General features: G+C 36.5%; 21 protein-coding genes and 5 tRNA genes. 14 read left to right on the forward strand and 12 right to left on the reverse strand.

The window, feature by feature from the left end; genetic code table 11:
- Positions 1–35: 35 nt before the first annotated feature.
- The 8 genes from EO244_RS04545 (at position 36) to EO244_RS04580 (ending at position 9753) form a co-directional block, all read left to right on the forward strand.
- Positions 36–1934, forward strand: a complete 1899-nt coding sequence (locus EO244_RS04545; protein ID WP_129253406.1) for a RecQ family ATP-dependent DNA helicase — start codon at positions 36–38, stop codon at positions 1932–1934.
- A gap of 79 nt (positions 1935–2013) precedes the next feature.
- Entirely contained in the window at positions 2014–2643 is a 630-nt protein-coding gene (locus tag EO244_RS04550; RefSeq protein ID WP_129253408.1) for a DUF5063 domain-containing protein, read from the forward strand.
- A gap of 64 nt (positions 2644–2707) precedes the next feature.
- On the forward strand, positions 2708–3295 hold the full coding sequence (locus tag EO244_RS04555) for a 3'-5' exonuclease (protein ID WP_129253410.1): 588 nt from the start codon (positions 2708–2710) through the stop codon (positions 3293–3295).
- An 80-nt stretch (positions 3296–3375) separates the two neighbouring features.
- Positions 3376–4563 (forward strand): class I SAM-dependent rRNA methyltransferase, encoded by a 1188-nt coding sequence (locus EO244_RS04560; RefSeq protein ID WP_241687936.1) that lies wholly within the window; start codon positions 3376–3378, stop codon positions 4561–4563.
- Positions 4564–4838: 275 nt separating this feature from the next.
- Positions 4839–6044 carry a DEAD/DEAH box helicase gene (locus EO244_RS04565; RefSeq protein WP_129253412.1) on the forward strand — a complete coding sequence of 402 codons (1206 nt, stop codon included), beginning with the start codon at positions 4839–4841 and terminating at the stop codon, positions 6042–6044.
- A 31-nt stretch (positions 6045–6075) separates the two neighbouring features.
- Complete coding sequence (locus EO244_RS04570; protein ID WP_129253414.1) at positions 6076–7272, forward strand: protoporphyrinogen/coproporphyrinogen oxidase; 1197 nt, start codon at positions 6076–6078, stop codon at positions 7270–7272.
- 70 nt (positions 7273–7342) lie between these two features.
- Positions 7343–9469: a Tex family protein gene (locus EO244_RS04575; protein WP_129253416.1), complete on the forward strand. Its 2127-nt coding sequence runs from the start codon at positions 7343–7345 to the stop codon at positions 9467–9469.
- 47 nt (positions 9470–9516) lie between these two features.
- Positions 9517–9753: a CpXC domain-containing protein gene (locus tag EO244_RS04580; RefSeq protein ID WP_129253418.1), complete on the forward strand. Its 237-nt coding sequence runs from the start codon at positions 9517–9519 to the stop codon at positions 9751–9753.
- Positions 9754–9820: 67 nt separating this feature from the next.
- Here EO244_RS04580 and EO244_RS04585 read toward each other — a convergent pair whose 3' ends face one another.
- Positions 9821–10543, reverse strand: a complete 723-nt coding sequence (locus tag EO244_RS04585; protein ID WP_129253420.1) for a head GIN domain-containing protein — start codon at positions 10541–10543, stop codon at positions 9821–9823.
- 220 nt (positions 10544–10763) lie between these two features.
- On the opposite strand from EO244_RS04585, the gene EO244_RS04590 reads away from it, so the two are divergent.
- The 6 genes from EO244_RS04590 to EO244_RS04615 all read left to right on the forward strand — a co-directional run bounded on the left by EO244_RS04590 (position 10764) and on the right by EO244_RS04615 (position 14835).
- Complete coding sequence (locus EO244_RS04590; protein ID WP_129253422.1) at positions 10764–11252, forward strand: RNA polymerase sigma factor; 489 nt, start codon at positions 10764–10766, stop codon at positions 11250–11252.
- Positions 11233–11685 (forward strand): anti-sigma factor family protein, encoded by a 453-nt coding sequence (locus EO244_RS04595; protein ID WP_164977403.1) that lies wholly within the window; start codon positions 11233–11235, stop codon positions 11683–11685. Before EO244_RS04590 ends, EO244_RS04595 begins: the two co-directional genes overlap by 20 nt.
- Before the next feature lie 44 nt (positions 11686–11729).
- Entirely contained in the window at positions 11730–13004 is a 1275-nt protein-coding gene (locus EO244_RS04600; RefSeq protein WP_129253426.1) for a hypothetical protein, read from the forward strand.
- A 298-nt stretch (positions 13005–13302) separates the two neighbouring features.
- A complete protein-coding gene (locus EO244_RS04605) occupies positions 13303–13557 on the forward strand; it encodes a hypothetical protein (protein ID WP_129253428.1) in 255 nt (84 codons plus the stop codon).
- A 74-nt stretch (positions 13558–13631) separates the two neighbouring features.
- A complete protein-coding gene (locus EO244_RS04610) occupies positions 13632–13829 on the forward strand; it encodes a PspC domain-containing protein (protein ID WP_129253430.1) in 198 nt (65 codons plus the stop codon).
- A 289-nt stretch (positions 13830–14118) separates the two neighbouring features.
- Entirely contained in the window at positions 14119–14835 is a 717-nt protein-coding gene (locus EO244_RS04615) for a hypothetical protein (protein ID WP_129253432.1), read from the forward strand.
- Between the two features lie 69 nt (positions 14836–14904).
- Here the strand turns inward: EO244_RS04615 and EO244_RS04620 are convergent, their stop codons facing one another.
- The 11 genes from EO244_RS04620 to EO244_RS04670 form a co-directional block, all read right to left on the reverse strand.
- Complete coding sequence (locus EO244_RS04620) at positions 14905–15294, reverse strand: hypothetical protein (RefSeq protein WP_129253434.1); 390 nt, start codon at positions 15292–15294, stop codon at positions 14905–14907.
- Positions 15295–15580: 286 nt separating this feature from the next.
- Positions 15581–16156 (reverse strand): nicotinate (nicotinamide) nucleotide adenylyltransferase, encoded by a 576-nt coding sequence (gene nadD / locus EO244_RS04625; RefSeq protein ID WP_129253435.1) that lies wholly within the window; start codon positions 16154–16156, stop codon positions 15581–15583.
- Positions 16157–16235: 79 nt separating this feature from the next.
- Entirely contained in the window at positions 16236–16799 is a 564-nt protein-coding gene (gmk, locus tag EO244_RS04630; protein WP_129253437.1) for a guanylate kinase, read from the reverse strand.
- 77 nt (positions 16800–16876) lie between these two features.
- Positions 16877–17779, reverse strand: coding sequence for a YicC/YloC family endoribonuclease (locus tag EO244_RS04635; RefSeq protein WP_241687937.1), 903 nt, complete (start codon positions 17777–17779; stop codon positions 16877–16879).
- 81 nt (positions 17780–17860) lie between these two features.
- Positions 17861–19195 carry an MATE family efflux transporter gene (locus EO244_RS04640; protein WP_129253441.1) on the reverse strand — a complete coding sequence of 445 codons (1335 nt, stop codon included), beginning with the start codon at positions 19193–19195 and terminating at the stop codon, positions 17861–17863.
- Positions 19196–19345: 150 nt separating this feature from the next.
- Positions 19346–19430, reverse strand: a tRNA-Ser gene (locus tag EO244_RS04645).
- A gap of 7 nt (positions 19431–19437) precedes the next feature.
- A tRNA-Gly gene (locus tag EO244_RS04650) sits at positions 19438–19510 on the reverse strand.
- Between the two features lie 13 nt (positions 19511–19523).
- Positions 19524–19605 (reverse strand) — tRNA-Tyr (locus tag EO244_RS04655).
- A gap of 21 nt (positions 19606–19626) precedes the next feature.
- Positions 19627–19699, reverse strand: a tRNA-Gly gene (locus EO244_RS04660).
- Positions 19700–19753: 54 nt separating this feature from the next.
- Positions 19754–19838 (reverse strand) — tRNA-Tyr (locus tag EO244_RS04665).
- 425 nt (positions 19839–20263) lie between these two features.
- The gene (locus EO244_RS04670) at positions 20264–20647 is read right to left on the reverse strand and encodes an SRPBCC domain-containing protein (RefSeq protein WP_129253443.1); all 384 of its coding nucleotides are present in this window, start codon (positions 20645–20647) and stop codon (positions 20264–20266) included.
- Positions 20648–20699: the final 52 nt, after the last annotated feature.

Raw genomic sequence — 20699 nt, forward strand, 5'->3', positions numbered from 1 at the left:
AAATGATAAGATGGATTGTTAAATATTTGAGTTAAATGAGCGTGTATCACAAAGTCTTAAAAAAATATTGGGGTTACGATGAATTTCGTCCTTTACAAGAGGATATTATTTTATCGGTGGCTGAAAGTCGCGATACTTTAGGCCTAATGCCAACAGGAGGAGGCAAGTCGTTGACTTTTCAGGTTCCAACTCTTGCCATGGACGGGCTTTGTATTGTTGTCTCCCCTTTGGTTGCTCTCATGAAAGATCAGGTTTTAAATCTGAAAGAGAAAGGGATTAAGGCGGAATTGATCTATTCAGGCTTGACTCGGGATGAGATTGAACTTATTCTGAATAAATGCCTTTATGGCCAAAATAAGTTTCTATATATTTCCCCGGAACGCATAAGTACCTCAATTTTTCAGGAAAAGTTGCAAAGCATGAATGTGTGCTTGATTGCCATAGATGAATCGCATTGTATTTCGCAGTGGGGATATGATTTTCGTCCTTCATATCTTAAGATTATCAAGCTAAGGGAGCTTTTGCCTGATGTGCCGGTATTGGCTCTTACTGCCACGGCAACACCTGAAGTTGTTGATGATATTCAGGATCGTTTGGGGTTTGAAAAGAAGAATGTTTTCCGAAAAAGTTTTGAACGTCCCAACTTGTCTTATATCGTCAGGAATGTGGAAGATAAAAATCGGTATTTGTTGAAAATTTTGAGAAAGCAGAAGGGGAGTTCGGTTGTTTATGTACGCAGTAGAAAAAAATGCAAGGAAGTCGCTGAGTTTTTAAAGTTGAATCAGGTTAAGGCTGAATATTATCATGCCGGGCTTGATAATGCGGTGAAAGACATGAGGCAGGAACGCTGGCGCGATGGGCAGGTTCAGGTTATGGTTGCGACCAATGCTTTTGGTATGGGAATCGATAAAGCTGACGTGCGTACAGTTGTGCATATGGATTTGCCGGATACTTTAGAAGCATATTTTCAGGAGGCGGGTCGCGCAGGTCGTGATGGGAAAAGGGCTTACGCAGTGATGCTTTTTTCAAATCCGGATAAAGTTCAGTTGTTGAAACGAATTAAAACATCCTTTCCTGAGATTGAGACTATTAAACGAGTTTATCAAGCTGTAGGTAACTTTTTACAAGTTGCTGAAGGGGCTGGGAAAGATGCCGTATTTGATTTTAATCTGGCTCTTTTCTGTCAGAATTTCAAGTTCAATGTTTTACAGGCTTTCAGTAGCCTTAAAATATTGCAGCGCGCAGGTTATCTGGAATTGACGGATGATTTGGAACATGCCACCAAAATTCATTTTGTAGTTCGTCGTGATGATCTGTATCGTTATCAGCTGGAAAATCAGCAGCAAGACGATTTTATTAAGCTTTTGCTGAGAACGTATACGGGCTTGTTTACCGATTTTGTTTCTGTAAATTTGGATACACTGGCGTATCGGAAAAAAGTAGATGTGAAGCTTTTGATTGATAATTTGAAAGATTTATCCCAGCATGGGATCATCAAATACATTCCGCGAAAAAAGACACCTTTTATTATTTTTACTCAGGAGCGTTTGCCTCTTAAATATCTGACATTTTCAAAAGAAGTTTATCAATTCAGAAAAGAAAATCTTGAAGAAAAGATAAATGCGGTTATCTCTTATGCAGAATCAACGGAAGTTTGCCGTTCTAAGTTTTTGTTGGAATATTTTGGACAGCTTAATGCGCCTGTTTGCGGTGAATGTGATGTGTGTAAAGAAAAAGATGGTGAGATAGAAAGTAAAATCTATCAGGCAATTCAAACTGAAGTGAAAACTTTTTTGACCGAAGAGGAGAGTTCCGTTTACGAATTGGTGGAAACCAGTCAGTATCCTGAAAAGAAATTGTTGGAAGTTATTCGGATTATGATGGATAATGGCGAGCTGAAAATGGTTAAAGACGATAAGATAGGATTGGCTTGAATCTGTGAGAATTGTACTCAGAAGAATCATTATTGTCAAAATCTTATTAATTTTGCATGATTACACTAGAATTTGAGAAATGGAAGAGAATTTTGAACATCCGGTTTACGATAAAAACACCATTGAATTTGTGACTGTTGCCAATGAGTTTTGTATACTCCTGGAATCGAGCAGCAAAATTTCTAAAATGGATTTTATTAATCGTTCACAAAAACTATTGCCCCTTTTGTACTTAAAGTCGAGTTTGTTGCCCAAGGTGGAGAATGAGTTTGAAGGAGAAATAGAAAAATTTGTAGGAGAAGGCGATTGGGAATATATTAGAACTGCCGTACTTGAGAAGATGGGGGCTAATGATGAATATCTCGAGGTATTTGATGATGGGATGCGTGATAGCGATGAGCCTATTGTAGCCTCTATTTCTGAGAATTTTGCTGATATCTATCAGGACCTTAAAGACTTTTTAACCTCATATCGCATAGCCAGCGTTGAGATTATGAATGATGCCCTTTGGGATTTAAATAATAATTTCCATCAATATTGGGGGCAATCCATAGTCAACTCTTTGCGTGCAATTCATTATTTATTGGCTCATCCGGAAAAATTGGAAGATGATCTGAATGAACACGGACCATCTTCTTTGGACCGATTAGATATGAGTCAGTCAATTTTTTCGCAGCGCCAGCAACAGTGGGGAAATCAAGAAGAATAGCTATTAGTTAGCCAATAATATGACCAGCCTGCCGGTGATCAGCGGACTATGAAAAATATAAGGAATGATCAGTTTTCAGAAGAGTATAACAAAAGAAGAAATAAATGAACTCCCTTTAGAAGCTTTCGAAGGTGAAATCGTCATAATTGATAGTGAGGAAGGCTTGGAAGAAGCTGTTGAATATTTGAAGCAATTCCCTGTTTTGGGCTTTGATACTGAGACCAAACCCTCTTTTACCAAAGGGAATGTGAATCCTGTCGCTTTATTGCAATTGTCGAGCTTTGAAAAGAGTTTCTTATTTCGATTGAATCGGATAGGTTTGCCTTTCCCGCTTATTGATTTGTTAAGCGATCCTGAAATTATAAAAGTAGGAGCAGCCATAAAAGATGATATTAGAGGATTGCAGGATATTAAGGATTTTGATGGCAATTCGTTCTTAGAACTTCAGCAATATGTGTCTAGTTTTGGTATTGAGAATTATTCACTTAAAAAGCTAGCGGCTATTGTTCTAAAAATTAGAATTTCGAAACGCCAGCAGGTTTCAAACTGGGAAGCTGCCGAATTGAGCCTTGGACAATTACGATATGCAGCTACTGATGCCTGGGTTTCTTTAGAAATTTATAATGCATTAAGAGCTAGTATATCCAGATAATTCAATCTGCTCCCCCGATTAACGTATAATAACAAACTAACTTTAGCGTTTGCTAAAGTCAATTTCAAATAAGAATTTTCATGATAAGTTATCCCAAAGTTGTATTAAAGAAAGATAAAGAAAACTCAATTAAACGCTTTCACCCTTGGGTTTTTTCAGGAGCAGTGGCTCGTGTTGATGAGGGATTGGAAGAAGGGGATTTGGTATCGGTTTACAGTAATGATGATGAATTTTTAGCATTAGGACATATTGCTATAGGCTCTATTGTTGTTCGTATTTTAAGTTTCGAACCCGTTGAAATTAATTTGGCATTTTGGGTTGATCGACTGGCTTCAGCATGTCGTGTTCGTCGTGAGATTGGTTTATTAGGTATCGAGAATAATAATGTGTGTCGTTTGGTCCATGGTGAAGGCGACAACCTACCTGGTTTGATTGTCGATTTTTATGCAGGAACGGCAGTTTTACAAGCTCATTCGGTAGGTATGTATTTGCATCGTGCTGAAATAGCGGAAGCTTTGAAAGAAGTTTTGGGCGATGAGCTGATTGCAGTATACGATAAATCAGAGGGAACTCTGCCATTTAAGTCAGGAATAGAGCCTACCAACGAATATTTACTGGGAGAGACAAAAGATTTTACGGCTCTTGAGAATGGTTTGAAGTTTAAAGTCGACTGGTTGGAAGGACAGAAAACGGGTTTCTTTATTGATCAGAGAGAGAACAGATCCTTGCTTGAGCGCTACTCAAAAGGACGTTCTGTATTGAATATGTTCTGTTACACTGGAGGTTTTTCTTTTTATGCCATGCGCGGGGGAGCCAATTTGGTTCACTCAGTAGACAGTTCATCCAGAGCGATTGAAGTGACCAATGAAAATGTGGAATTAAATTTCCCGGGAGATAAACGTCATGAAGCTTTTGCAACGGATGCCTTTAAGTATCTTGAAGAATCAGATCAGAAATATGATTTAATTGTTTTGGATCCACCTGCATTTGCCAAGCACAAAAAAGTGTTGTCAAATGCTCTTAAAGGGTACAGACGTTTGAATTTTAAAGGTTTTCAAGCCATCAAAAAAGGCGGGATCATGTTCACATTTTCTTGTTCTCAGGCCGTAAGTAAAGAAGATTTTAGAAAAGCCGTTTTTGTTGCTGCAGCCAATGCCGGACGTCGTGTGCGTATTTTGCATCAATTGAATCAGCCAGCTGATCATCCTGTAAATATATTCCATCCTGAAGGCGATTACCTGAAAGGTTTGGTCTTATATGTAGAGTAAAAATAAGCTTGCCTTACTGGTTGAGGCTTGCGATTCAAACAGTGTTTTTTTTGATACAAAAGATTTGCTTAAACGTTTCTTTATAACGCGTTTCAAATCTTTTTTGTATCTTCGAATGAGTCTATTGGCGAGGTGTAAGCTGTATCGTTTATACTTTTACAATAGATGAATTAATTTTTATAGTGAGATGGGTTCTATGAGTTATGGAAGCTGGAAAATTGGAGAAAACTCAATCTCATGTTTCATAATATTCATATAATAATTTCTAAGAAAACTTGAAATTTTCAGAACTTGATTTTTGTCCCGACATCATGGAAGGCCTTGATGCTATGGGCTTCGAAACCCCTTCTCCTGTTCAGGAGTTGGCTATACCACAAATTATAGATAATAAGGATTTAATTGTTTGTGCACAAACAGGTACCGGAAAAACGGCTGCCTATTTGTTACCAATCATGGATAAAATCCAAAAGCATCAGATTGAAGGCTTCAGTACATTGATATTGGTTCCGACTCGTGAGTTAGCGCTTCAAATTGATCAGCAAATGCAAGGTTTTGCCTATTTCCTATCCATTTCATCACTCTCGGTTTATGGGGGGGGCGATTCAGGTGTTTGGGATCAGCAAAAGACAGGTTTGATGACCGGTGCTGATGTGATTATCGCAACGCCTGGTCGATTGATTTCTCATTTGAATTTAGGCTATGTAAATACCAAACAGGTTAAACATCTGATTCTTGATGAAGCAGACAGAATGCTGGATATGGGATTTTATGATGATTTGATGCAGATCGTTAATCATCTGCCAAAGCAACGCCAGAATTTAATGTTTTCGGCAACGATGCCTGAGCAAATGAGAAAATTGGCAAGCAGTATTATGGTGAACCCTGAGAATATAAATATCGCCATATCAAAACCAGCCGAAGGGGTTTTGCAGGCGGCTTATATGCTATACGAACCTCAGAAAATACCATTGATCGAATCTTTATTAAAAGATAAAGACGTTAAATCGGTGATTATTTTCTCGTCAACCAAGTTGAATGTAAAGGCGATGACAAAGGAGTTGAAACGTCAGAAATTTAAGGTTGAAGGCATTCATTCCGATTTGGAGCAATCTGAGCGTGAAGAAGTGCTTCGTGGCTTTAGAAATCGGAAATATCAAATTTTGGTGGCAACCGATATCATTGCTCGTGGTATTGATATTGATTCAATCGACCTTGTTATCAATTTTGATGTGCCTAAGGATGCAGAGGACTATGTCCATCGAGTTGGGCGAACTGCTCGTGCTGCTTCAGAAGGGGTTGCTCTGACTTTTATTACAGAAAAAGATCAATTGGATTTTAAGAATATTGAAGATTTGATTGAGAAGGAAATATATAAAATTCCTGTACCTGCAGAACTAGGTGAGGCTCCTGTGTACAATCCTAAAGTCAGGAAAAAAGGGCCTAAGAAGTTTTTCAAAAAACGTCCTTTTAAAAAGAAATAAAATTGTATTAACCATACTAAACCTAATAATCATGACTCATTCTGAAAACTACGATCTTGTAATTGTTGGTGCTGGAATTAGTGGGCTGACAATGGCATTTAAGATTGCTGAATCCGGAAAAAAAGTATTGTTGCTTGAATCGAAAGATAAGGCTGGTGGTTGTTTAAATACGCTTTATGGAGAAAATGGTTATTGGGTTGAAATGGGAGCGCATACTTTTTATGCAAGTTACACCAATGTGATCGATTTGTTAAAAAGTCTGGGCCTGGAATCAGATATTGTTGGGAGAGAAAAATTGAGCATGAAGCTCTTTTCTGATAAGCATGAGAAAATATTTGCCCCCTTATCAAAATTAGAGTTGTTAGGGAATCTGCCCAAACTGTTTGTATCGAAACGCGATGGAAAAACGGTGAAGGAATACTTTTCAAATGTATTGGGCAAAAAGAATTTTGATAGGGTATTTACTCGCATGTTTTCGGCTGTGATTGTGCAGAATGCAGATGACTTTTCGGCAGAATATTTTCTGAAGCGAAGAAAAACTAAGAGTAAAAATCATCCCAAGAGTTTTATTTTAAGAAGAGGAATGTCTTCAATTGCTGAAACTATTTTGGCTCACAAGAATATTGACATTGCTTACAATAAGGTGGTTACCTCCTTTGTTAAATCAGATGGTTATACGATTTCAACTCAGGATGGAACATCATATCAGTCTAAAGATTTGGCTTTTGCGACTTCACCTAAGCATGTGGCGAGTTGTGTTAAGGATCTGAATCCTAAATTAGCTGGTTTATTGACCGAATTCCCAATTCAGGATATCGAATCGACTGCCGTTATTATGGATAAATCAGAGGTTAAGATTGAGCCTTTGACTTTTGTGATTCCATTGCAAGGGGCTTGTTATTCTATGGTGACTCGTGATGTGCTGGCAGATGAGAAATACAGAGGATTTGCCTGTCATTTTCAAAAGAATGATGCGACCAATGGCGAGCAGGTGGCTACTATGGCTGAACTTTTATCTGCTGATCAATCTGAACTACCACAAGCCACAAAGGCTATTCATAGCTTGCCTTTGATCAAAGTTGGACATACCGAACGAATGTCTCAGATCAAGGAAGAAGCTCAAAAGTCAGGAATCTATATCACAGGTAACTTTTTTAATGGTCTTTCTTTAGAAGATTGTGTTGAGCGTTCTACTGAAGAAGCCAAGAGGTATCTGGAAAATCAGTAGGAATGCTAGTTGCATTTTTATTTAAGCTTCCTTTTGATATTTGATTAGCTGATCAAAAAAAACTACACGAATGAATTATATCAATATTATAGCTAAAAGCCTGGGAATTTCAGTTTCTCAGGTTGAAAATACGGTCCAGTTACTTGACGAAGGAGCAACTTTGCCTTTCATTGCGCGTTATCGTAAGGAAAGAACCGGAAGTTTGGATGAGGTTCAGATTGGGAATATTAAGGATGAATTGGCCCGACTGAAAGAGCTGGATAAAAGAAGAGAAAGCATTATAGATGCGATTGAAAAGCAAGATAAGCTGACCGATGATTTAAGAGACAAGTTAAATGCTTGTACTCAATTGAATCAACTTGAAGATTTGTATTTGCCTTACAAACAGAAGCGTAAAACAAGAGCAGTAAAAGCGAGAGAAAAAGGTTTGGAGCCATTGGCAAAAATTCTAATGTCGCAGAACGAAAACGATCCGGAAGCGAGAGCCTCACAGTTTTTAAATGATGAGGTTGCTAATGAAGATGAAGCTTTAGAAGGAGCCAGAGATATTATTGCAGAATGGATTAATGAGAATGAAGTTGCCCGAAGCACGGTTCGAAATATTTTTCAGCGAAGTGCATCGATTCGATGCAAACTTGTAAAGGGAAAAGAAGAAGAGGGAGCTAAGTTTAAGGATTATTTCGATTCTGAGGAGCTACTGAAGAAATCCGCATCGCATCGTTTGTTGGCTATGCGCCGTGGAGAGGCAGAGGGAATCCTTCGTGTTAGCATTGCACCTGATGAAGAGGAGGTGTTGGATCGCTTGTCTCGAATTTTTGTGAAAGGACAAACAGCATCATCAAAACAGGTGGAATTAGCAGAAAAAGATGCATATAAGCGTTTGCTTAATCCTTCTATAGAAACTGAGTTTGCAAAAAGCTCAAAAGAAGCTGCTGATATCGAGGCGATTCGTGTTTTTGCGGAAAACCTGAGACAATTATTATTGTCATCACCTCTTGGACAGAAGCGTGTTTTAGCAATCGATCCTGGTTTTAGAACAGGGTGTAAAGTGGTTTGTTTGGACGCTCAGGGGAATTTGTTACACAACGAAACCATTTATCCGCACGCTCCGAAAAATCAGGGCAATATGGCTGCTCGTAAGCTGACGAATATGGTGGAAACTTATGATATTCAAGCCATAGCGGTTGGGAATGGAACGGCTGGTCGCGAAACGGAACGCTTTGTAACCAATTTGCATTACGATAGAAAGGTTCAGGTTTTTGTCGTGAGTGAGGCTGGTGCGTCAATCTATTCTGCCTCGAAAGTGGCACGTGAAGAATTCCCTGAATATGATGTAACGGTTCGCGGAGCGGTGTCTATCGGACGTCGTTTGATGGATCCTTTGGCTGAGTTAGTGAAAATTGAACCCAAATCGATAGGTGTGGGACAATATCAGCACGATGTGGATCAGAATTTACTACAAGAAAGTCTCGATCAGGTTGTTGAATCTTGTGTTAATAAGGTTGGGGTTAATCTGAATACAGCAAGTAAGCATTTATTGACCTATGTATCAGGTTTAGGGCCTCAGTTGGCTCAGAATATTGTAGATTATCGCACAGAACAAGGGGCATTTACATCACGTAAGGAGTTGATGAAAGTGAAACGAATGGGGGCAAAAGCTTTTGAACAATGTGCAGGTTTCCTACGTATTCAGAATGCAAAAAATCCGCTTGATAATTCAGCAGTTCACCCCGAAGCTTATGGCATTGTGAAAGCTATGGCTAAAGACCAGAATTGTTCTGTTGAGGACTTGATTAAGGATAAGGAAATTCGATCGAAGATTGATTTGAATCAGTATGTCAGTGCTGAAATAGGTTTGCCAACTCTTAAGGATATCATGGATGAGCTTGAAAAGCCGGGACGCGATCCGCGTCAGGTGATTAAGGTATTCCAGTTTAAAGAAGGCGTTTATAAGATTGAGCAGTTGGAATTGGGAATGGAATTACCAGGAATTGTAACGAATATCACCAATTTTGGTGCTTTTGTTGATATTGGGGTTAAGCAGGATGGTTTGGTTCATATTTCACAATTGGCTAATCGTTTTGTATCCAATCCAACCGATGTGGTTCAGCTGCATCAGCATGTTAATGTAAAAGTTACAGAAGTGGATGTTGCTCGTAAGAGAATTCAATTGTCGATGAAAGACGTAGAACAATAAGTGAGTTTATTATAACCCCGATTTTGAAGGGAATAAAATTAGATATTATGGATTTTAACGATCAGGATGTTGTTATAGAATGCCCAAAATGTCAGGGAGAGATTGTGGTTAAGATTTTGGAAATTACGAATCATCACACAGTTACTTGTCCGGATTGTGGTGCAAAAAATGATTTGTCAGCTAACGATCCTTCGGCCAAACTGGGGATACCCAAAACATATTTGCCTTTCGAGGGTTTGGGTGATTATATCGAAGAAGTTGAGAAAAAAAGAAAGAAGAAATAATTCTTTTGAACTGATTGATAAAGAAAGAGCCTGTTCGTGATGAACAGGCTCTTTTAGCGATTGAGTATTAGCGTCGATTAACATCTCCACCGCTAGATGTATTTACGTCAACTTTTGACGGATTTCCATAATAGTTTACGTCTCCACCAGAACTTGCTGAGGCTTCAATTTCTTCAGTTGCGTTCACTGTAACATCTGCACCACTTGATGCCTTTGCTTTGCAAACTTTAGCGCTTAGTTCACGAGCATTTAAATCGCTGCCACTACTGGCTTTTCCATAAAAATAGTTGGCAGTTCCCCAAAGGTCAGCATCTGCACCTGAACTTACTGAACAAGAAAGCTGGTCGGCGTGAATGTCAAGTTTTGCATCGGCACCTGAGCTTACTTCAATATCTAAGTTTTTGGTATTAATTGTCGATTTTGTTTTAAAATCACACCCACTTGAGATGTGAATTTCGTTAACATCAACTAAAGTAATATATACTGACATTGCTGTTGCTCTGCGAATACGGTCTTCAACTTTGACCACTAATTTATCGCCTCGAACTTCTGTAATAATATTGTCCTGTAAGTTTTCGTCAGCTTCAACAGTAATGGCTTCTTTATCGCCTTGTACAACAAAAACATCAAGGCCGGTACCAGCCGAAATTGCTGAGAAATGTCCAATCTCTCGATCTTGTTTTACGACGTTTCCATTACCTTTTTCGCCAGAAAATTGTGCGTTTATACACGATGTTGTTCCTAATATAATAGCGATTAGGAATAAACTAATTCGGTTAATTTGTTTCATATTATTAAATATTTGTTGTGTGAAAATGTTAATCTGTATGTATGACGCTAAGTGGCTGAAAAAAGTTACAGCTTTTTATACTTTTAAAAAGTTATTGTAAAATCTATGTTAATTTTAAAATGGATTTCTGAATTGATATTTTGAAAATAAAATCAAACAAAAGTTAAATAAAATTGTCACAAATGCTATTTTATTCCGACTAAGTATTAAAAGCCGTTTATTGGAGACATTCGAAAAAATATATACAGATAATTATGAGGCTATGTTTCGTGTTGCGCGAAAAATGGTTTACGATGTTGATGTTGTAGCCGACATTGTACAAGAAGTTTTTATTTATTTTTTTGATAAGGTGAATAGTGGTGATGTGGTTCGTTATCCTAAAAGTTGGTTGTATAGAGCAACTTATAATAAATGTATAGACTATTGGCGTGATAAAAAACGGTTTGTAGCATTAGATCTGCTTGATTCATGTGAAATAGAAGAGTACAATACAGATCATTCTGAGATGAAAGCGGTTCTGAATAAGGCAATAGATAAGTTGAAACCTCAGGAAAAGTTCTTGATTGTATTGTATAGCGAAGGATTATCATATAAAGAGATAGCCGAAGTTACTGAAATGAAATTTTCATCAGTAGGGAAAACATTATCAAGACTATTAAAGAAGATTGAACAGAAACTAATATATCAATATGATGAATTGTATAACTAATGAGTCTATTCAGCGGTTTATTGATTGCGAAACAAATTTGGATGAATCTGTTTTGATCAAAAATCATTTGTCAAAATGTGAGCAATGTGCGAGTCGAGTCGAAGCTCAGCAGAAGCTTGCAGACGACATTAAATTGGCTCTGAGTGAACATCAAGAGAATTATATTGAAATACCAAAAATAAACATTCCTCATCAGATTAATAGAAGACGTCCTGTTTTGAAGATGAGAATGATTTATGCTTTGTCAGCAGCTTGCTTGTTGTCGTTTTTTGTTTTGACTTTTCCCAATAAAGGAGATTTTGATCAGGATGAAATTACGATGTTGGAAAGTTTTGATGACGATTTCGACGCAAACTTACCTGTCGATCAGCAAAAAATGATGATTCATGTTGTTGATCCCACTGGTAAAGTAACTGAATTCCATGTAAAATAGAATTCAGAAAAAGCTATGCATTTGTTTAATTTAATAATGACAAAATGAGAAAATTTGTATTAACAATTTTGCTTTCAGCAATAATAATGTCTGTGTCAGCGCAAAAACTAATTGATATTTATAAAAAGGGCCTGGTTAAATTAACGCCGGATACGGAGTACGCTTTAAATAACAATTGGAATCAGGTATTTAAGACTTACTATGATACCATTTATAATACGCCGATGGGAAATAGAAAATCCTTGAAATTATTACCTGATGGATCGGTTCTTGTGAATCATCAATATCGAAATTACTATAGCAAATTTGCCCCTAATGGAACGTTTGTGAAAGAGTTTGGAATTAGAAACAGTAAGGGTAAACAATTCAAACGCATTGATCCCATTGAAGGTGTTATCAATAACAATCTATTTACAAAGCTTGATAATATGGGAAATATGGTCTGCTGCGATTTTGATGGGAATTACATCAAAACTTTGAAGCTGGACTATATGGCAAAACAAATGATTCCAATTGGTGATACAAAAATTGCTGTTTCCGGATGGGTGATTTGGGAAAATCAGTTTAGAGATTTTGTATCTATTGTTGATTATGAAACCAATGAAGAAAAGGTAATATGGGAGCATTTTACCGACAGGTCTCATGCAAAAGAACATACAACGATGTTTCAATATAGCTATGCGTTTAAGGGAAATGGTATGTTTTCAATCAATACAATGCCATTGACAAACGATCAGGGGTTAACATCTCATCCTAAAATTGCTATTTCAGGAGACGAATTAGTCATTGCCATTCCTGATACAGGTGAAGTTCTTGTCTATGATTTTAATGGTAAGCTCAAGTCAGAACAAAAGATAGAATGGGCCCGTAATTATATTTCGATTGAGGAACAAAAGGCAATTCAGTCTAAAGCAATTGCGAAATACAAGAGCATAAAGAATCCAAGATTTGCAAATTGGGTCACTCCTGAAGAAAATCAGGCAGCATTAAACAAGGTAATTAGAGAGATGGAAGATGATTTAAAGAATATATCAAAGCCTTTGGCTGTACCTGTATTTTCGAATATCATTAAGGATTCTGATGGTAATCTTTTATTCTTTGAATTCCCTAAAGAGGTTAGTGCAAATAAATTTAATGTGTGGATTTATAAAGAAGGCGGTCAGTTTATAAGCCAGAGTAGTTTTGTATGTGATGATTACGATTTGCAGATTACGCCTTCGAAAATGGTATTTCGAGATGGCTACATTTATGCTTTACAAAATTTGAAAAATACTTCAGGTGTACCTTTACGTCTCGTTCGATTTAAATTAAATAACTAACTTATTAATAGAATATAAAGGCCAGCATGACTGGTCTTTATATTCTGTCAGCTTGCTTGTTTAAAGATTCTATTTTAAAACCTTGCCTGTAAATAATTATTGAAAAAAGGTTTTGTTAAATTGTTGTGATCATGACATATATAAAAGTTGAATACTTTTAGGATGAGTATGATATAAGAATCATAAAAACAATTTTTTATAATGAAAGAAGAATTTTTTTTTCTTTTTCTACTGATTTTGTTGTCTTTAGAAGTTTTGTATGTATATCTTTGTGATAAGCTTTTATAAAACTACAATTATGCTACCTAAATTTTTATTAGCGGATAATTCACAAGAATTACCAGACACTTTGTTTATCATTCATACAAAGGAACCTCGTTGCATCATCGAATGCGATGTAGAAGACTTTAATTCCAGTCAGACTGTGTATTGGCTTGATGAAGAACCTAAAGAGCAAGAAATAATCGAGGATCTTATGGATGAGGCCGAAACTTTCTATAATGATGAATTGGAAAGTCAGGAAGATCTTTACGATGAAGAGTTTGACGATTAGTTTAAATGATTTTATGAAAGCCGATAATCTTGCATTTGTTTCTTGTGAGATTTTCGGTTTCAAATTTTAGTGTAATGAAAAAAAAGTTAAAACGATCATCCAATAAAATGATTGCCGGTGTATGTGCCGGAATCGCTGAATATTTGGGTTTAGATATTACGATTGTACGCGTAGTTTATGTTTTACTTTCTATTTTTAGTGCTGGTTTCCCTGGCCTGATTGTTTATTTGATATTAATGTTCGTGATGCCCGACTATTACGAAGTGATGTAAACATATCCCTATTTTAAAACCATCAGTATTTTCTTATTGATGCCCTTCTTTTCCACTTGTTATCAGTGTTTTATTATTTTAGTTGACTTGGTTTGTCATGAGCTGATTAAAAAAATATTATTTTTTTTAAGCTTCATACTTCTGACATAAATTTTTCTTTTACTTTTGCATCGATTTTGATAAAATGAGATTTTACTGAAGCCTTGTATTTCAGGGTCTTTGGTGATTTTTATCATGTTTTGTTTTCGAAATCAGACAAGCTTTAAAACAACCAACACAAAAAAAAAGAATGAGAATTTTTAGAAGTTTGCTATTGCTATCAATAGCAGTCTTATTGACTATGACTGCATATGCAGAAGAGGCGTTAAAAAAAACGGATGTGTCATTAAGCGTAGATGTAGTCAGTCGACATGTATGGCGTGCACGTTTCTCGGGCAATGCGCCTTGTATTGAACCAACTTTAAATTTCAATACAGGTAAGTTTTCTTATGGCGTTTGGGGATCGTATGCTTTGGATGAGTCTTATCAAGAGGTGGATTTTTATATTCAGTACAACACACCTTTGTTTCAATTCAGTCTGTACGATTTTTATTGTCCTAATGTCGACTTTAAAGATTCAAAATTCTTCGATTTTGATAGCGATAAAAGCGTTCATTTTTTCGACGCTGTGGCTAAGTATAAAGGCTGTGAGAAATTCCCGGTTTCTGTAATGGCTTCAGTTTTCTTTTATGGTGAATATGATCGTGATGCGAATAATGATCAGCGTTATTCAACTTATTTGGAGTTAGGTTATTCGAATTTTATTGGAGGTAAAAAAGTTGCGTGGGCACTGGGCATGACTCCGGCAAAAGGTTTTTATGCCGATGAAATGAATATCGTAAACATGGGGATGACTGTGTATGATAAAATTAAATTTAGCGAGCAATATTCTTTACCTGTTCGTGCAGGTGTAAGTTTGAATCCGGTAAGTGAACGTTTACTTTTTAGTTTTGCTTTTACTCTATAAGAGAATTGTGTAAGATATTTTAAATCCCTATTGAGTGTCATCTTAATAGGGATTTCTTATTTAATACATTTAGATTAAATGTCTTATTTGTATTTTGAAAGCAGAAATCGTTTGTTTGAGCATGTGTATTTTATGAAAACAGAAAAGTCCGTATATACTCCATATTAAAAAGACTGCCAAGTCAAAATACATCCAAATGCCCAAATTTTCTAAAAAGCAGATGCCTCCTAATAAACTTAAAGAAATCAACAAAGCATTCATTATAATGAGGGTGTTGGATTTTAATACGTTTTCAAATTCAGCATTAAAAGAATCAGGAAGTACTGCTTTGGAATTTGTGGTTTGATAAAGAACTTGTTTGAGATAGTTCTTGTGTTTTTTTAGAACCATATATTTTTCATAACCAAATACCTTCAACTGAAATGAAAGTGTACATAAATAAAATAAACCTGAATTCATCCACCTTGCATTAAATCCTAAGATTTGTATTGAGCTTAATAGAGCAAATGTAATTCCTAATAATAAAAAGATAAGCGACACGTAAAATGTAAAGTGAAGACCAAATTTCTGTTGCTCAGTTTGAGAGAAATAAATGGGTTTGTTCTTTTCAATTATACTAATTTCTATTTTCCAGTATATTCAGAATTGTCACAGCCTATTAGTTTTAATTTATAAAATGTTAACTAAATTATAAATTAAATAGATTTTATCCAAGTTGTAATTATGTTTTTTACAAGATGGCTTATTATTTTTCGTAGAAGTGCATTTCTTTGATATATTGGTATGCCTGAGCTGGTAAGAAGAAAGGGATTTCTTTCTTTTCTTTGATTGCCTGACGAATAAAACTTGATGAAACTTCCATTAAGGGAGCAGGAACAATATGTATAATGCCTGGTAGATTAACATCTTCATCTTTAAAACCCGGGCGAGGGTAGACGTAAAGTTCATGATTTTGTAAAAGTAACTCGTAGTTTTTCCACTTGGTAAAGCTACTCAGGTTATCGGAACCAACAATTAACGAGAATTGATGCTTGCTGTGTTTTTCTTTTAAATAGCTAAGTGTATCAATGGTGAATGAGGGTTGAGGTAATCCAAATTCAATGTTTGAAGCTTTAAACTGAGGATAGGTTTCAATGGATAGTTTTACGAGTTCTAACCGGTGGTGATCAGCCAAAAGGCTGGCCTTATTTTTAAGGGGATTATGAGGACTCACGACGAACCAAATTTCTTCCAGATCAGTATACTCAGCCATAAAATTCGCAATAGCTAAATGTCCAATGTGAATAGGATTAAATGATCCAAAAAAGAGTCCAATTTTCATCGTTGTTTCAATTTCTTTATAAGAGAAAAAAAGCCGTGAAATATGATTGTCGCATACATCACGGCATAATATCAATATTTTATTTTAAAAACTTCTTTAGTGTTTCTTCTGCTTCTGTCAGGGCATCCTCAAGTTTATCATTTACGATAATGATGTCAAAACGATTCGCGTAGCTAAGTTCATATATAAATTTATCAACTCGATTCCGAATGACATCTTCACTATCGGTAGAACGACCTCTCAATCGGTTTTCCAATTCCTCTACCGAAGGGGGTTGAATGAAAACAGCCAGTGCTTTGTCTTCGTAATATTTTTTAATATTAAGGCCACCCACAACATCAACATCAAAAATCACATTGTTGCCATTGGCTGTAATACGATCAACTTCACTTTTAAGGGTGCCATAGAAACAACCTTTATACACTTCTTCCCATTCCAGAAATTCATCGTTTGCTATTTTAGCTTGAAAATCTTCAGTGCTTAAAAAATGATAATCTTTACCATCAACCTCATTGGGTCTCATAGGGCGGTTTGTAGCCGAAATTGAGAATTCAAGATTGAAATTTTGTGTCAGTAGGTGCTTAACGATAGTCGTTTTTCCAGCTCCGCTAGGAGCAGAAAATATAAGGAGTTTGCCAGACATTTTAATAATATGAAAATCCCGAAATGAATCGGGATATGAGTATTCGAAATTTCTTGATGTATATAGATGTGCTTAATTTATAGCACGTTCAGTAATTGTTCTTTTATTTTTTCCAATTCGTCTTTCATTTGAATGACAATTTTCTGAAGATTGGTATCGTTAGCTTTTGAACCTAGGGTATTGATTTCTCTACCAATTTCCTGAGCAATAAAGCCTAATTTTTTACCAATTGATTCGTGAGTTTGAGCTGTTTCGATAAAGTATTTGCAGTGATTGGCCAGGCGTACTTTTTCTTCAGTAATATCAAACTTCTCAAGGTAATAAATCATTTCTTGTTCAAAACGATTTTTATCGATATGTTGCTTTTCAACAAATTCGTTTAAATTGTCGTTTATTCTTGTTTTGATTGTATTGATTCTGTCTTCTTCAAATTGAGGAACCTGTGAAAGCAGATCTTCAATAATATGGATTCTGGAAAAAATATCTTCCTCAAGAGCAGTCCCTTCCTGGGTTCTGAATTGGATTAATTCTTCTATAGCAGATTGTGCACCTTTGTGTATCAATTCCCACTCATTTTCATCCAAAGTTTGGTATTCAACTTTTAATGTATCCGGAAGTTTGATAATTGTGTTTAACAGTGGTTCATTATCAATTGAGATATTCAATTTCTCAGATAAGTCCTGAAGTTGACGATAGTATGCTTCAACAATGGGTTGATTGATTTTTGTCTCTTTTTCAGCACCAACACTCTCAATAAAGATTGAAAGTTCAACCTTACCACGCTCCAGTTGCTTTTTAATATCATTACGAAGCACCAAATCTTTTTCCTTATATAAGTTAGGGATTCGCGTGAAGATATCGAGCTGTTTGCTGTTAAGGGATTTTATTTCAATGGAAACTTTTTTGTTCTCCAATTCAAGAGTGGCTTTTCCGAAGCCCGTCATCGATGTTAACATAGTAGCGTAAGTTGATTTTTGCAAAGGTAAGGCTTTGAATGCGATTTGCAAATAGACAGTCAGCTAAGTTATTTGAACTTAGCTTTCATTGATCACAACAGGGGTTTAATATTTCACAACAGCTTTAGTTTTCCATTTTCCGGTTCGGTAATAGAAATATGAAAAGCTCATCCCAATGACCCAGCCCATAGGGATTGACCACCAGATACCATCTTCACCAATTTTTGAGGATAGGAAATATGCAGCAGGAATTCTGATAATCCACAGCGAAAATAGAGTGATAAACATAGGAATTAGTGTATCTCCAGCTCCACGCAGAACACCATGTATGGTGAACATAGAAGAAAAGATTAGGTAGAATGAACTCACAATAATCAAATAGTTCTGACCAATTTCTATTACTTGTTGATCTGTTGTAAACAGTCGCATTAAATCTCCTCCAAAAATGACGATGAGTGCTGTCATCGCCAAACAAAAGATATTAGACATGATAAAGGTGGCTTTAAATCCCTTTCTGACGCGGTCGATTTTATTCGCCCCCAGGTTTTGTCCTACGAAGGCGGCAACAGCTTGTGAGAAATTCATGGCCGGCATCATGGCTAATGAATCAATTCTTCCAGCTGCTGTATAAGCAGCAATCACATCGGTCCCAAAGGTATTTACGATTCCTAGTAGAGCCATCATTCCCATAGCCACAAATGTATGTTGTAGCCCCGATGGTAAGCCGATTTTTAGACTCTTATAAAATAATTCTTTATCAAACCTGAGCTTGGTTAAAGCAAATTTCATAATCTTATGGCTGCGATTTAGGTATAGTAAGGCAGCAATAAAAGCGATGCCTTGAGCTAATACTGTGGCCCAGGCTGCCCCGCCAATTCCCCATTTAAATACCATGACAAAAAGCATATCGAATACAATGTTTAATATCGAAGCCAGTATTAGAAAATAAAGGGGTGTTTTTGAATCACCTAATCCGCGCAGAACTGAACTTGTTCCGTTAAAACCGAAGAAAAGAATCATCCCGGCCATATAGATGTTTAAATAGATGGTGGCCTGGGGCATTAGCTCTTCGGGTAATTGCAGCAGTTTGAATAGATCTTCGCTAAAAATGATGCTAAGAATAGAAATGATAAAACCGGCGACGAATAAAAAGATATACATGGTGTCGATTGATCGTTTCACCCGATCGATATCCTTAGCGCCATAAAATTGGGATATGACGATGGAGAACCCTGATCCAATACCAATCAGGAGAGCAATTAAAGTGAATATGATTGGAAATGAAGCACCAACTGAGGCCAGGGCTTCTTTACCAAGTACTTTACCAACAATGATACTATCAACAATATTATAAAGTTGCTGAAATACATTGCCCAAAAGCATGGGTAGCGTAAAATTAAATATATGGCGTGCTACGTTTCCAGTAGTGAAGTCTTTCATTGGAAAAATATTGGATTACAAAGCTCCCAATTTAATTCGGAATCTCAAAATCTGACCTAATAAATTTAGATTTGATTCAAGTGACGATATTTGAAGAAAGTTTTGGGTATAAAAAAAGCACCAAAGTTTTTCAACTTTGATGCTTTAAAGCGGAGAGAGAGGGATTCGAACCCCCGGTACGTTGCCGCACAATGGTTTTCAAGACCACCGCATTCGACCACTCTGCCATCTCTCCTGAATTGAGCGGGAAACGAGACTCAAACTCGCGACCCTCAGCTTGGAAGGCTGATGCTCTATCAACTGAGCTATTCCCGCAGGAAAATAATAGTGGGGAGAGCAGGATTCGAACCTACGAAGACGAAGTCAGCGGAGTTACAGTCCGCCCCAGTTGGCCACTTTGGTATCTCCCCAATATATTTACAATAAAATTGAGCGGGAAACGAGACTCAAACTCGCGACCCTCAGCTTGGAAGGCTGATGCTCTATCAACTGAGCTATTCCCGCAGATCTTTAGCAATTTATCGATCGTTATCGAATAAATTTGTTTGCTTCAGAATATGGTGGGAAGAGCAGGATTCGAACCTACGAAGACGAAGTCAGCGGAGTTACAGTCCGCCCCAGTTGGCCACTTTGGTATCTTCCCAGTTGCAATGTTTATTGGGTGATCGTTATCTCCCTATTGCGATGCAAATATAGATGCTTTCCCCGAATATACAAGCCTCCTGAAAATATTTTTTTTAGAAAACAGAAGCGAGTTTATGTAAGTATTTGATTTCCTAGTGACTATTTTGAGAACTTTTTTTTGAAAAAAAAATCAGTCTCTCTGTTTTCATTGTTAAATGGTGATTAATTCATATTTCCGGGGTTGAATCAAGCAGCATGAATCTCAAATTTCTTCTTTTAAAGATGCAGTTTTGATTGAATAGAATTATTCAGGCCTATAAATTAAAAGAGAAGAATCGGATTAATCACTTTATCTTAATAAAAGCTGGACATTAAAAAACCGCAACTAAATTTAGCTGCGGTTTTATAGTATTATATAGTATGTCGGTTTTAAATTACTGAGCTTTAATAAAACTCAAGGAAGTTTTTCATCGATCCTAAATAGTAATCTTGCCAGCCTTCAACAATTTCGTCATAAGCTTCGTCAGGAATATTTGTATGTGTTAATTCCAGTAAGGTGTTTTTTCCTGCTTTTTTTAGGGTAAAGCTGACAATAGAAGGGTTTTCAGTTTCTCCGAAAAACCATTCCTGAACCAATTTGTAGTCTTTCACAACCTGAATATTGCAACCTGAAATATCACCTTCCCACAATGAGAAAACAGTTCCAACCTGATCGTCCATTGTTGCAGGATATCCAGTCCATAACTCAATTTGAAATGGATTTGTCAGCGCATTAAATACTTCTTCTTGATTAGCTGATATCTCCAGAGTATAGTTGTAGTCTTTCATGATGCTTTGTTTTATTTGAATGCAAAAATAATTTGAATAATAGATTTCGCTA

This window comes from Ancylomarina salipaludis (assembly GCF_004122035.1).
Lineage (GTDB): Bacteria > Bacteroidota > Bacteroidia > Bacteroidales > Marinifilaceae > Ancylomarina > Ancylomarina salipaludis.